9 protein-coding genes are annotated in these 12,779 nt (G+C 69.0%); 7 read left to right on the forward strand and 2 right to left on the reverse strand.

Going from position 1 to position 12,779, the window contains the following annotated elements:
• Positions 1–140 precede the first annotated feature (140 nt).
• Positions 141–1,577 carry a DUF1254 domain-containing protein gene (locus tag AC5LXX_RS17145; RefSeq protein WP_493412375.1) on the forward strand — a complete coding sequence of 479 codons (1,437 nt, stop codon included), beginning with the start codon at positions 141–143 and terminating at the stop codon, positions 1,575–1,577.
• 148 nt (positions 1,578–1,725) lie between these two features.
• Positions 1,726–5,532 carry a DUF748 domain-containing protein gene (locus AC5LXX_RS17150; RefSeq protein WP_493412376.1) on the forward strand — a complete coding sequence of 1,269 codons (3,807 nt, stop codon included), beginning with the start codon at positions 1,726–1,728 and terminating at the stop codon, positions 5,530–5,532.
• A gap of 53 nt (positions 5,533–5,585) precedes the next feature.
• Here the strand turns inward: AC5LXX_RS17150 and AC5LXX_RS17155 are convergent, their stop codons facing one another.
• Positions 5,586–5,807, reverse strand: coding sequence for a hypothetical protein (locus tag AC5LXX_RS17155; RefSeq protein WP_124450977.1), 222 nt, complete (start codon positions 5,805–5,807; stop codon positions 5,586–5,588).
• Positions 5,808–6,058: 251 nt separating this feature from the next.
• Between AC5LXX_RS17155 and AC5LXX_RS17160 the strand changes: the two genes are divergently transcribed.
• Positions 6,059–7,741, forward strand: a complete 1,683-nt coding sequence (locus AC5LXX_RS17160; RefSeq protein WP_493412377.1) for an alkaline phosphatase family protein — start codon at positions 6,059–6,061, stop codon at positions 7,739–7,741.
• Between the two features lie 75 nt (positions 7,742–7,816).
• Here AC5LXX_RS17160 and AC5LXX_RS17165 read toward each other — a convergent pair whose 3' ends face one another.
• Positions 7,817–8,713 (reverse strand): LysR substrate-binding domain-containing protein, encoded by an 897-nt coding sequence (locus tag AC5LXX_RS17165; RefSeq protein WP_493412378.1) that lies wholly within the window; start codon positions 8,711–8,713, stop codon positions 7,817–7,819.
• Between the two features lie 162 nt (positions 8,714–8,875).
• On the opposite strand from AC5LXX_RS17165, the gene AC5LXX_RS17170 reads away from it, so the two are divergent.
• From AC5LXX_RS17170 to AC5LXX_RS17185, 4 genes are read left to right on the forward strand one after another with little or no spacing between them, the layout of a single operon-like run.
• The gene (locus AC5LXX_RS17170) at positions 8,876–9,727 is read left to right on the forward strand and encodes an ABC transporter permease (protein WP_493412379.1); all 852 of its coding nucleotides are present in this window, start codon (positions 8,876–8,878) and stop codon (positions 9,725–9,727) included.
• 7 nt (positions 9,728–9,734) lie between these two features.
• Positions 9,735–10,778: an ABC transporter ATP-binding protein gene (locus AC5LXX_RS17175; RefSeq protein WP_493412380.1), complete on the forward strand. Its 1,044-nt coding sequence runs from the start codon at positions 9,735–9,737 to the stop codon at positions 10,776–10,778.
• Positions 10,779–10,804: 26 nt separating this feature from the next.
• On the forward strand, positions 10,805–11,893 hold the full coding sequence (locus AC5LXX_RS17180; RefSeq protein ID WP_493412381.1) for an extracellular solute-binding protein: 1,089 nt from the start codon (positions 10,805–10,807) through the stop codon (positions 11,891–11,893).
• A gap of 10 nt (positions 11,894–11,903) precedes the next feature.
• Positions 11,904–12,734, forward strand: coding sequence for an ABC transporter permease (locus AC5LXX_RS17185; protein WP_493412382.1), 831 nt, complete (start codon positions 11,904–11,906; stop codon positions 12,732–12,734).
• Positions 12,735–12,779 lie beyond the last annotated feature (45 nt).

A 12,779-nucleotide genomic window follows, 5' to 3' on the forward strand; every position in this document is an offset into this window, starting at 1 on the left:
TATGATACCGGCCTGACATCAGCGCCCACCGTTGCGAACCGTAGCGAGACGGTATCCGGGCAGGCTGGGGTGCCTTGCATTCGCCGTTCGCGAGACGAACAAGGCGTTGACTGAAAAGAACGATATTCGGCCAGTAATCGATGATTGAAAACCTGCAGGAATCAGTTTCTCTGCGGCGCGCGTGCGCGTCGCTGGCCTTGGCGGCATTGCTCGCCGGGTGCGCGTCGCAACCGGACGCGATCCAGCGGAAAACCGGCTGGATGCGCGCGGAAGTCGCCGACTCCTATGTCTATGCGTATCCGCTCGTGCTGATGGACGTCGCGAAGGAAGCGGCGACGGGCGGCGACGGCGCGCAACCGGGGCAGGCGCCGCTCAACACGCTGCGCCACGCGCAGGCGCTGCCGCCCGTCGGCGCGGTCAATCCGCCGCTGCCGGGCGTCGATACCCTCGACTCGACCGGCTGGCTCGACGTCGCCGCCGAACCCGTGATCGTCACGCTGCCCGACACGCGCGGCCGCTACTGGGACGCGCGCGCGCTCGACATGTGGACGAACGTGCTGTGGTCGTCGTCGACCGTCGCAGTACGCACGGCACGCGGCGGCGCGCGATCGCAAACGATTGCGTTCGCCGCGAAGGGCTGGCAGGGCACGCTGCCGAAGGGCGCGCTGCGGGTCGACGTGCCGTCCGCCAACGCGTGGCTCGAAGTGCGGCTGCAGACGAGCGGCGGGCGCGACCTCACGGACGTGAAGAAACTGCAGCGCGCGATTCGCGTGGTGCCGCTGTCTGTTTACACAGGCGCGACGCGCGGTGCGTCGGTCGCGGTGCATGCGGGCAGCGCGCCGTCCGAGGCGGCGGGCGGCGGCACGCCGGCCGAGCAGGTGGCCGCGCTCGACCCGAAGGCGTTCTTCACGCGCTTCGCGCAGGCGCTGCAGGACAACCCGGCGTCGGGCGACGATGCGCACGCACAGGAACTGCTCGGCGACATCGGCGTGACGGCCGGCTACCCGGTGCTGTGGACGGGCGACCGCCTCACCGCCGCGACGGCCGGCGTCGCCGAGGCGCGTGCGCGGCTCGCGACGCCGCCGTCGAACCTGCTGAACGCGAACGGCTGGAACTGGATCGGCGACACGGCCGGCAAGTACGGCCAGGACTACACGCTGCGCGCGTACGCGGCCTACTCGCAGTTCGGCACCGCGACGCGCGACGACGAGACGCTCGCGGTCGTCCGCGTCGACAGCGACGGCCATCCGCTGAACGGTGCGAACCGCTACGTGCTGCATTTCGCGCCGGGCGCGCTGCCGCCGGCCCGCGCGTTCTGGACGCTCACGCCGTACACGACGAACGGCGCGCTGCCCGACGTCGGGTCGGCGCGTCGCTCGCTCGGCGATCGCGACCGGCTGCGCCGCAACCGCGACGGTTCGATCGACATCGTCGTGTCGGCGTCGCCGGGCGGTGCGCACGCAGGCAACTGGCTGCCGGCGCCGCGTACCGATTTCGCGCTCGCGTTGCGCCTGTACGCACCGAAGCCGCAGGCGAGCGACGGGTCGTGGATGCCGCCCGTCGTCGTGCGGAAATGAACGGATGACCGGCGCCGCTGTCCGACCGGCGGGCGCGACGGCGCCCGAACCCCGTACCGTCACCTCCTGAGCCTATACTTTCGGGATAGCGTGCGCGGCCGCCCGGTTGTCCGGCGCGGCCCGGCATCCATTCCCGAGGCATTCAAGCATGGCAAGCGCAGACAAAGAAACCATATCCTCGACCCTCCATGCCCTCGGTGGCGTTGCACGCTCGCGTCGGACCCGGCGTATCGGCATCGGCGTGCTGATCTTCCTCGTATTGTTCGGACTGCTCGGGTTCTTCGCGGCGCCGCCGTTGATCCGCCATGTCGCCGAACAGCAGCTGAGCAAGCAACTCGACCGGCCGGCCACGATCCAGCGGATCGCACTGAACCCGTACACGCTGAACCTCGAAGCCGACGGCATCCACCTCGGCGAGCGCGGCGGCCAGGGCGACTTCGTCGACATCGGCAAGCTCGTCGTGAGGCCGTCGTGGTCGTCGCTGTTCCGCGGCGCGCCGATCGTCAACGAAATCCGGCTCGATTCGCCGCGCTTTCACATCGTCCGCTACGACGCGCAGCGCTTCAACTTCACCGACCTGATCGAGAAGTTCTCCGCGCCGTCGCCGAAGCCCGCAAGCAAGCCGACGCAGTTCTCGGTGTCGAACATCCAGGTCAACGACGGCCGGATCGACTTCGACGACCGCCTGCTGAACGAGCAGCACGTCGTCGACAACTGGACGCTCGGCATTCCGTATATCGCCACGCTGGCGTCGAAGACCGACATCTTCGTCGAGCCGAAGCTGCGCGCGCGCTTCGACGGCAGCCCGATCTCGATCGACGGCAAGACCAAGCCGTTCGCGCAGTCGCGCGAATCGGAGATCGCGCTGAAGTTCGATCGCCTCGACGTGCCGAAGCTGATCTCGTACGTGCCGGCGAAGCTGCCGGTGGTCGTGACGAGCGGCCTCTTGAGCAGCAACCTCGCGGTCAATTTCGTGATGAGCGGCGAGACGCCCGCGCTGCGCGTGTCGGGCACCGTCGACCTGAACGACGCGAAGGTGACGGACCATGCGTCCGCGCCGCTGTTCGCCGCGCGCGGCGTGCACGTCGCGGCAGCCAGCCTCGAGCCGCTGCGCAACGCGATGCACTTCGACGAGATCCGGATCGACCAGCCGGTGGTCGACCTGGCGCGCGACAAGCAGGGCGTGCTGAACGTCGAGAAGCTCGTCGCGCAGCCGGCCGCCGCCCCGAAGGCCGAAGCCGGCAAGCCGGCCGCATCGGCCGCCGCCGCTTCCGGTACCGCCGTCGCCGCGGCCAGCGGCGCCAAGGCCGACAGCGCCGCCGCCGCGAAGGAAGCGCCGCCGCTCGACCTGACGATCCGTCATTTCGCGATCGACGGCGGCACGATCAACGTCGACGACCACGTGCCGGCGACGCCGACCGTGATGTCGCTGACGAAGCTCGCCGCGACGCTCGACGGTTTCTCGCTGCAAGGCAAGACGCCCGCGAAATACACGCTGTCGACGTCGCTGTCGCGCGGCGGCGACGTGACGGCCGAAGGCGCATTCAATCTCGCGGACAAGCAGGCCGACACGAAGCTGACGGTCGCCGCGCTCGCGCTGCCGGCACTGCAGCCGTACCTCGGCGAGGCGACGCGGGCGCGTGTGCTCGACGGCACGCTCGGCGCGACCGTCAACGCGAAGACCGACTGGAGCAAGACGCCGCTCGCCGCGGAAGTCGCCGACAGCACGATCGGCCTGAAGTCGCTGAAGATCGCTGCACCGGACAACAAGGCGCCGGCAATCGTGCTGCCCGACGCGAGCGCGAAGATCGCGAAGGTGGACGTCGCCGCGCGCACTGTGGAGATCGCGAGCGTCGACGCGAGCGGGCTCGCGCTCGACGTGAAGCGCCTGAAGGACGGCAAGATCGACCTCGCCGCGCTGGCCGAACCCGCGCAGGCGGCGGTGCCGCAGCGCACGGTCGCGCGCAAGGCCCAGGCCGCCGCGCCGTCGTGGCACTACCGGATCGACGCGCTGAACGTGAAGGATTCGTCCGCGAACTTCACCGACCTGTCGACGCCGCGCCCGGTGAAGCTGGCGATCAAGCCGCTGGAGCTGTCGGTGCAGAAGCTGAGCGACGACATGACGAAGCCGCTGCCCGTGCAGTTGAAGGCGACGCTGAACCGCAAGGGCTCGCTGAACGTGACGGGCGACGTGACCGCGCAGCCGCTGAAGCTCGGCCTGAAGATCAACGGCAACCGCCTCGACGCGGCCGCGTTCGAGCCGTACTTCGGCAGCGCGCTGAACGCGACGATCGCGAGCGCGCTGCTCAACGCGCAGGGCAACCTGACGTTCGCGCAGGTGAAGGACACGCCGCGCGCGACCTATCGCGGCGACGTCGCGCTGGTCGACGTGCGAATGCTCGACAAGGCGACCTCCGACCCGTTCGCGGGCTGGCGCTCGCTCGCGCTGTCGAACCTGAAGGCGAACTACGACGAGAAGGGCACCGACGTCGACGCCGCGCGCGTGACGTTCTCGAACTTCTACGGCCGCGTGCTGCTCGATGCGCAGGGGCGGCTGAACCTGAAGGACGTGGTCGCGAAGGAGTCGGGCCCGGCGCAATCGCTCACGCGCGACGCGAGCAAGGGCGAACCGGTGCCGCTGTCGCCGGGCATGACGCCCCCGGCCGCCGCGCAGGCTGCATCGGCTGCCGCCTCCCAGCAGGCGTCCGTGCCGGCCGCCGCGTCCGCGACGGTGGTCGTGAAAGCCGCGCCGCCGCCGCAGAACCCGGTGCGGATGCACTTCGGCCAGCTGCTGCTCCAGAGCGGCCGCGTGACTTATACCGACAACTTCATCAAGCCGAACTACACGGCGAACCTGGTCGCGATCAACGGGACGGTCGGCGCGTTCGGCACCGATTCGACGACGTCCGCGCCGGTCGACGTCGCCGCGAACCTCGCGGGCAACGGGCCGATCTCGATCAAGGGCTCGGTGAACCCGCTGATCGAGAAGCCGGCGCTCGACCTGACGGCGACCGCGCACGACATCGAGCTGACCAACCTGACGCCGTACTCGGCGAAGTACGCCGGTTACCCGATCACGAAGGGCAAGCTCAACGTCGACCTGCACTACCAGCTCGCGAACGACCAGCTGTCGGCGAACAACCACATCTTCATCGACCAGCTCACGTTCGGCGATCACGTCGAGAACGACACCGCGACGAAGCTGCCGGTGAAGCTCGCGATCTCGCTGCTGAAGAACACGCGCGGCCAGATCGACGTGAACCTGCCGGTGTCGGGTTCGCTGTCGAACCCGGAGTTCAGCGTCGGCGGACTGATCTGGCATGCCGTGCTGAACTTGATCGCGAAGGCCGTCACGTCGCCGTTCACGCTGCTCGCGAATGCGTTCGGCGGGAGCGGCGAGGATCTCGGCTACGTCGAGTTCGCGCCGGGCACGTACGAGCTGACCGACGCGCAGCAGAAGAAGCTCGACACCGTCGTGAAGATGCTGACCGAGAAGCCGTCGATCCGCCTCGACCTGATCGGCCGCGTCGATCCGGCGCAGGACACGCCGGGGCTGCGCGACGCGTACGTCGAGCGGCTGGTGCGCCAGCAGAAGCTGAAGGACGTGGTGGGCCAGGGCGAGAGCGTCGACCCGATGTCGGTGAAGGTCGACAAGGCCGAATACTCGAAGTACCTGGCGCGCGCATACAAGGCCGCCGACTTCAAGAAGCCGCGCAACCTGGTCGGCCTGCAGAAGACGCTGCCCGATGCGGACATGAAGCAGGCGCTCGCCGATCACGCGCCGGCCGACGACAACGCGCTGCGTGCGCTCGCGCAGCAGCGCGCACAGGCCGTGCGCCAGTACCTCGACGGGAAGATCGATTCGAGCCGCGTGTTCGTCGTCGCGCCGAAGCTCGACGCGAAGGGCATCTCGGACAAGGGCGCGACGACGCGCGTCGACTTCGGGCTGCAGTAAGTTTTACCGTCATCCGCCGCCGCGCCTGCACCTGCCGGGCGCGGCGGCTTTTTTCAGCGCGCGGCGATCGCCGGTTCGCGCTTGTCCAGTTCCTTCCTCGCGGCCAGCGGCAGACGCGCGTCGTCCCACTGCGTCAGCCATTCGATTTCCTTCGTGGTGAACACCGGTCCGTGGTTGCGCAGCGCGTACTGCAGCGCGTCGACGACGTGGTGGCGAATGATTTCGGGGGTACGTGCATCGTCCAGCACGAACCGGAGAGCTTCCAGGGTCGACATAGTCGTGCTCCGGGTCAGGGAAAACCCTTTATTACACGCCAATAGTCGCCGGCCAAGCCGAAAAAAAATCCCGCCGCACGGGCCGGTGCACGCAACGGCCGTCCATTGCGACCGATTCGTGTCGCTTGCGATTGGTTACGTTTGACAGAGAACAGAAAGCCGCGCTTCACGCGGCCGCCGCACGATCCGGCGATATTTTGCGCGCCTGAAGGCAAGTCGTGCGGTTCAACGTCAATCGATGAGGTGGGGTGATGATTTCCAGGTTCGTCAAGCAACGAAAAATGGCGGTGATGGTGGCGGGCGCGCTGGCGCTCGCAAGCGTGGGCGCATATGCGGCGCAGCAGGACGGCAACAGCCAGGGCGAGGGCAACGGCAACGGCCGTGCGAGCCGCGTCGTGAAGCACGTGCTGCTGCTGAGCATCGACGGCCTGCACGAGCAGGATCTCGCGCGCTGCATCGGCGCGAACACGTGCCCGAATATCGCGGTGCTCGCGAAGAGCGGCGTGACGTACACGAATGCGTATACGCCGGGCCTGTCGGATTCGTTCCCGGGCCTCGCGGCACTGGTGACGGGCGGCTCGCCGAAGACGGCCGGCCTGTTCTACGACGTCTCGTATGACCGCAACCTGTACGCGCCGAGCGATACCACGTGCTCGGGCAAGCAGGGCTGGAACGTCGTGTTCGACGAGACGACCGGCATCGACGCGCAGAACGGCGGCGCGCTCGTGCATCTCGACGGCGGCGGCGCGTTCAATCCGCAGGCGATCCCGCATGCGAAGGTCAACGGCCAGTGCGTGCCGGTCTACCCGCACAACTACGTGAAGACCAACACGGTGTTCGAGGCCGTGAAGGCCGGCGTGCCGAACGCGCACACCGCGTGGGCCGACAAGCACGCGTGGGGCTACGACTGGCTGAACGGCCCGTCGGGCACCGGCGTCGACGACCTGATGCGCACCGAAATCAATTCGATCGACCCGGCGACCAACACCGCCTACACCGACGTCTATTCGCACACCGCGCGCTTCGACAACCTGCACGTGCAGGCGCTGATCAACCAGATCGGCGGCCGCGATTCGACCGGCACGAAGACCGCGCCGGTGCCGACGCTGTTCGGCGCGAACTTCCAGACGCTGAGCGTCGCGCAGAAGGCGCCGGTCGCGAAGGGCGGCGGCTATCTCGACGCCGACTTCACGCCGAACGGGCAGGTCGCGAACGCGATCACGTATGTCGATGACGCGATCGGCCACGTCGTCGCGGCGCTGAAGCAGGCGAACCTGTATTCGTCGACGGCGGTGATCGTCACGGCGAAGCACGGCCAGTCGCCGAGCGATCACACGAAGCTCGTGAAGAACGGCGACACGCTGACGAAGCTGCTCGAAGCGAACAACTTCATCGATCCGAACGGCAACTTCGGCCAGAACAACACGACGACGGGCAACCTGAACGACGGTTCGGGCCTGGTCGGCACGGGCTTCGTGCAGACCGACGACGTCGGCCTGATCTGGCTGCGCGACCGCAGCCAGCGCACGGCCGTGGTCGAGAAGCTGAAGGCGAACCTGGGCTGCAACGCGCCGGGGATCTGCGCGGACGGCCCGCAGGCTTACGTGCTGTACGGCGCGGCGCTGGCCGACCGCTTCGGCGATCCGGCCAACGGCCGTACGCCGGACATCGTCGTCCAGCCGAATCCGGGCGTGATCTACACGTCGAGCACGAAGAAGGACGAGGAGCACGGCGGCAACGCGCCGGACGACAGCCACCTCGGCCTGCTCGTGTCGTATCCGGGCGTCCATCGCGCGCGCACCGTGAACGATCTCGTCGGCACGAAGCAGGTTGCGCCGACGATCCTCGGGCTGCTCGGCGCCGACCCGCGCCTGCTGCATGCGGTCGTGGCCGAGAACACGCGCGTGCTGCCGGGGCTCGGTATCGGGCGCTGACGCAGGATGCCGGACGCCGCGCGGCGTCCGGCGCAGGGCGCGCGCGGCCGTGCGGCGGCGCGCGCCGTTCCCGGCCTATGCACGTCCGGATTCGTCCAGCATCCAGTCCCTGAACCGCCGCAACGCATCGCTCGTGTCGAGGCGCTCCGGCGCATAGCAGAGATAGTGCCCCTGCGCGTCCACGTCGACCGGCGCATCGAACGGCTCGACCAGCGTGCCCGCCGCGAGATTGTCGAGAATCAGGAAGCGCGGCACGAGGGCGATCCCGAGCCCGGCCTGCGCGGCCTGGATCAGCACCGAATACTGCTCGAAGCGCGGCCCGGCCAGCGCGTTCATCTGCGACGCGCGATGACGCTCCGCCCATGCGGACCACGCGATCTCCGCCTGTTCGTGCACGAGGCGCGGTGCCGCGACCGCGTCGGCGGGCGCGTGCAGCGCATGCCGCTCGGCGAATTCGCGCGAGCACACCGGCACGAAGGTCCGCCCGCCCAGGTAATCGCTTCGCACGCCTTCCCACCCGCCGTCGCCGTAGCGGATCGCCGCGTCGAGTCCGAACGGAAACACGTCGCCGGGCGCGAGATGGCGGCGAAAACTCAGCGTGACGTCCGGTGCCGTGGCGAGAAAGCGCGTGAGCCGCGGCAGCAGCCACTTGGTCGTGAACGTCGGCACGCTCGCGATCGTCAGCAGGTCGCTGTTCTCGCGTGCGCTCAACAGCTCGATCGACGCGTTGCCGATTTCGCGCAATGGCCCGACGACGCGTGCGTGATACACCTGGCCCGCCCGCGTGAGCGCGAGGCCGCGCCCCTCGCGCACGAACAGCTTCACGCCGAACAGTGCCTCGAGGTTCGCGATCTGCCGGCTGACCGCGCTCGGCGTCAGGCCCAGTTCGCGGGCCGCGTAGGAGAAGTTCAGGTACTTCGCGGACGCGGCGAATGCGTGCAGCTCCGCCACGTTCGGATACAGGTGCTTCATGGCGGGCTGTTCCGTCCTTGCACAGGTCGATGCGCGCTTTTTACGTTTTTTTCATGACGATGCCATGTCGAAACCGCACACTGCGCCGGCTTCGACAACGCAAGCGGGCCCCGTCCGGCGGGCGTCGTGCGAGGTATTCCCCGATCGTCAGCGAGTGAGTTCATGCATCCGTCAACCGCCCCGGCATTGGCCGACGGTGTTCCGATTCGTCGTAACAGAGCGGCTCGTCCGCGTGTCGGCCGCCTGTTGCTGCAGGCGCTGCTCGCGGTGTTCGCGCTCTACCTGCTGCTGCCGATCGCATTGCTGCTGATCGGCGCGGTGGGCGAATCGTGGACGAACACGTTGCTGCCCACCGGCGTCACCGGGCACTGGTTTGCCGACCTGGCCGCGAACCGGAGCTTCACCCGCGCGTTCGGCGTGAGTTTTATCGTGGCGCTGGCGTGCTGTGCGCTCAACGCGGTGATCGGCCTGCCGCTCGCCTACGCGCTGCATCATCGCGCGCAGGCCGGCGGCGGGTTCGCGACGCGCATCGTGATGCTGATGCCGGTCGCCGTGCCGGCGCTGACGCTCGGCTTCGGCTACATCGCGATCTTCAGCGGCGACACGCTGCCGTGGCTCGGCACGTTGCCGCTGATGATCGCGGCGCACGCGGTGCTGACCTTGCCGTATCTGCTGCAGACGCTGCTCGGCGACCTGCGCCACCTCGGCCTCGCGCGGCTCGAGGCCTGCGCGGCGACGCTCGGCGCGACGCCGCTGCGCCAGTTCGTCACGATCGTGCTGCCGAACCTGCGGCACAGCCTGTTTTCCGGCCTCGTGATGGTGGCCGCGCTGTCGATCGGCGAATTCCAGATCTCGAACCTGATCGCCGGCTTTCGCTACCGGAACTATCCGATCGTGTTGCTGCAGGCGTTCTACGGCGCGACGGGGATGGCGTGCGCGGCCACCGTCGTGCTGCTCGTGCTCGCCGTGCTCGCGACGCTCGTGTCCGTCGGCACCGTGCAACGTCTGAAGTGAGTCATCCATGAGCCTCGAATTCGAACACGTCAGTTTCCAGTATCCGGGCGCCCGTCATGGCGTCGAGGACGTCACGCTGTCCGCCGCGCAGGGCGAACTGCTCGCGGTGATGGGGCGCAGCGGGTCCGGCAAATCCACGCTGCTGAGGCTCGCGGCCGGGCTGCTCGACGGCTGGCGCGGCCGCATCGCGATCGGCGGCGACGACGTGGCCGGCGTGCCCGTGTGGCGGCGCGAAGTGGGGATGGTGTTCCAGCACTACGCGCTGTTCCCGAACCTGTCGGTGGTCGACAACGTCGCGTACGGGCTGCGGATGCGCGGCGTCGCGGCCGATGTCCGGCGCCGGCGTGCGCTGGACATGCTCGAGCGGGTCGGGCTGTCGGCCCATGCGACGCGCGGCGTCGCCATGCTGTCCGGCGGGCAGCAGCAGCGCGTCGCGCTCGCGCGGGCGCTCGTGATCGAGCCGAAGCTGCTGCTGCTCGACGAGCCGCTCGCGGCGCTCGATGCCGGCATCCGCCATCAGCTGCGCGACGAGATCCGCGCGCTGCAGCGCGCGTGCGGCGCGACGACGCTGTTCGTCACGCACGACCAGGACGAAGCGCTGAGCATGGCCGACCGCGTCGCGATCGTCGACGGCGGCCGCGTGCTCCAGGCCGGCACGCCGCGCGAGCTGTACGAGCGCCCGGCCACCGCGCAGGTCGCGCGCTTCGTCGGGCATTCGACGCTGCTGCGCGGGCGGGTGCTCGCGCACGGCGAAATCGACGTGAGTTTCGCGACGCTGCGCGCGGATACGGGCGCGCATCGGACGGGCGACGAAATCGCGGTGCTGGTGCGGCCCGAGCACGTGCAGGCCGATCCGCCGGCACAGAGCGCCAACCGCATCGAAGGCCGTCGCGGGGACGTGCGTTACTTCGGCGCGACGCAGCGCTACGACTTCATTCCGGACGGCTCGGCCGACGTGCTGCTGTGCGAAGGGCGTGAGCCCGCCGCGCGCAGCATCGCGATCGACCCGCGCCATCTGCTCGTGCTGCCGGCCTCGCCGGACGCGCGCTGACCCTTTTCGTTCAACGGAGATTCACGATGCTTGCAGGCTCCCCTCTTGTGAAGGCCATGCGCGCCCGCGTGCTGGCGCTGTGTGCGCTCGCGGCGCTCTCTTGCGCGGCGGCGCAGGCCGCGCCGCTGTATCCGGGCGAAGACGCGCTGTACGCGAAGGCGGCCGACGAAGGGCTCGTCGTGTCGTTCGATACCGGCCCCGAATGGGCGAACTGGAAGGCGCTGTTCGCGGAATTCCGCAAGCGCTACCCGAAGGTCGAGATCACGTACAACGACATCGGCTCGGCCGCGACCGTCGTCGCGCTCGACAAGTCGCGTCGCCGTCCGCAGGCCGATACCGCGTACTACTTCGCGGCGTCGGCGCTCGATGCCGCGGGCAAGGACGTCGTGGCGCCGTTCCGGCCCATCAACTTCGACAAGCTGCCGGGCGTGTTCCGCGCGGCCGACGGCCGCTGGTTCGCCGTGCATTCGCTGAACATCGCGTTCCTCGTCAACCGGAAGCTCGTCAAGAACGTGCCGCAGCGCTGGTCCGACCTGCTGAAGCCCGAGTACCGCAACGCCGTGGTCTATCTCGACCCGCGCTCGACCGGGCAGGGCCAGGTCGCGGTGTTCGCGGCCGCGTATGCGAACGGCGGCGGTGTCGAGAACCCGAAGCCGGGCGCCGACTTCTTCGGCAAGCTGAAGCAGGCCGGCAACGTGCTGCGCGTCGAGGGCACGACGCCGTACGCGAAGTTCGTGAAGGGCGAGATCCCGATCCTGATCGGCTACGAGAACGACGGCCTCAAGGCGAAGTACGCGGACGGCATGGGCGACGCGGCCGACATCGTGATTCCGCAGGACGGCAGCGTGTCGGCGCCCTATGCGATGAGTCTCGTGAAGAACGGCCCCAACCCGTCCGCCGCGCAGCTCTGGCTCAACCTCGTGATGAGCGACGTCGGGCAGGCGCTGTTCGCGCAAGGCTATGTGCGTCCGGCGGTGCCTGGCACGCCGGTCGCACCGGAGGTCGCGGCGAAGCTGCCGAACGCGCCGCAGGTGCGCCCGCTCGATGTCGCGAAGGCGGCGGCGCGCAAGGCCGAGGTCGACCAGCTCTGGTCGCAGGCCACGCTCGGCCAGTAAGGGGCGCGGGATGCAGGCTTCGTTACCGGAACGCGGCGTGCTGCGCCGCTTCGGCGCGCTGCCCGCCGCGGCGTTGCTCGCTGTGTGCTTCGTGCTGCCGCTCGCCGCGCTGGTCGATGCGGCGTGCGCGGGCGGCGGCCGCGCGTTTGCGGCGGTGTGGCGCGATCCGCTCGTCGCCGACGCGATCGCGCGCTCGCTGGCGCTGGCGATCGGCGCCGGCACGCTGTCGGTCGGCGTGGGCGTGCCGGTCGCATTCGCGCTGGCCGGGCAGTCGCCGGCGCGCCGCCACTGGTCGCTCGCGCTGCTCGGCGTGCCGCTGGCGTTTTCCGGGCTGGTGATCGCGTACGGCTTCATCCTCGCGTTCGGCCGCGCGGGCTTCGTGACCACGCTGCTGGCCGCGCTGGGCGCCGATCCGACTGTGGTCGGCGGGGCGATCTACACGATGCCGGGGCTCGCGGTCGCCTATGCGTACTACCTGATCCCGCGTGTCGCGTTGATGATCTATCCCACGCTCGCGAATCTCGACCGGCGGCCGCTCGAAGCGGCGCTGACGCTCGGCGCGCGGCCGTGGCGCGCATGGCTCGACGTCGCGTGGCGCGAGCTGTGGCCGTCAGTTGCGTCCGCCTGGTGCCTCGTGACCGCGATCGCGCTCGGTACCTACGGCACGGCGATTGCGCTGGCCGGCACGCAGATCAACATCCTGCCGCTGCTGATGTACCTCAAGCTGTCGGACGGGCAAACCGATTTTTCGCAGGCGGCCGTGCTGTCGATCGTGCTGACGGCCATCTGTACCTGCGTTCTGGCACTGGGGGAAGGCCTTGTTCGGCAACGGCGTCATTGAAAGTGCGTGGTCCGAAGCGGCACGCGACGCGCTCACGCGACTGGC

The organism is Burkholderia torrens, assembly GCF_984668525.1.

Excerpts from the sequence above, each read along its gene's own strand:
- AC5LXX_RS17160 (WP_493412377.1), top strand. The coding sequence starts at position 6,059 with ATGATTTCCAGGTTCGTCAAGCAACGAAAAATGGCGGTGATGGTGGCG.
- AC5LXX_RS17170 (WP_493412379.1), top strand. The coding sequence starts at position 8,876 with ATGCATCCGTCAACCGCCCCGGCATTGGCCGACGGTGTTCCGATTCGT.
- AC5LXX_RS17150 (WP_493412376.1), top strand. The coding sequence starts at position 1,726 with ATGGCAAGCGCAGACAAAGAAACCATATCCTCGACCCTCCATGCCCTC.
- AC5LXX_RS17180 (WP_493412381.1), top strand. The coding sequence starts at position 10,805 with ATGCTTGCAGGCTCCCCTCTTGTGAAGGCCATGCGCGCCCGCGTGCTG.
- AC5LXX_RS17175 (WP_493412380.1), top strand. The coding sequence starts at position 9,735 with ATGAGCCTCGAATTCGAACACGTCAGTTTCCAGTATCCGGGCGCCCGT.
- AC5LXX_RS17185 (WP_493412382.1), top strand. The coding sequence starts at position 11,904 with ATGCAGGCTTCGTTACCGGAACGCGGCGTGCTGCGCCGCTTCGGCGCG.
- AC5LXX_RS17145 (WP_493412375.1), top strand. The coding sequence starts at position 141 with ATGATTGAAAACCTGCAGGAATCAGTTTCTCTGCGGCGCGCGTGCGCG.
- AC5LXX_RS17155 (WP_124450977.1), bottom strand. The coding sequence starts at position 5,807 with ATGTCGACCCTGGAAGCTCTCCGGTTCGTGCTGGACGATGCACGTACC.
- AC5LXX_RS17165 (WP_493412378.1), bottom strand. The coding sequence starts at position 8,713 with ATGAAGCACCTGTATCCGAACGTGGCGGAGCTGCACGCATTCGCCGCG.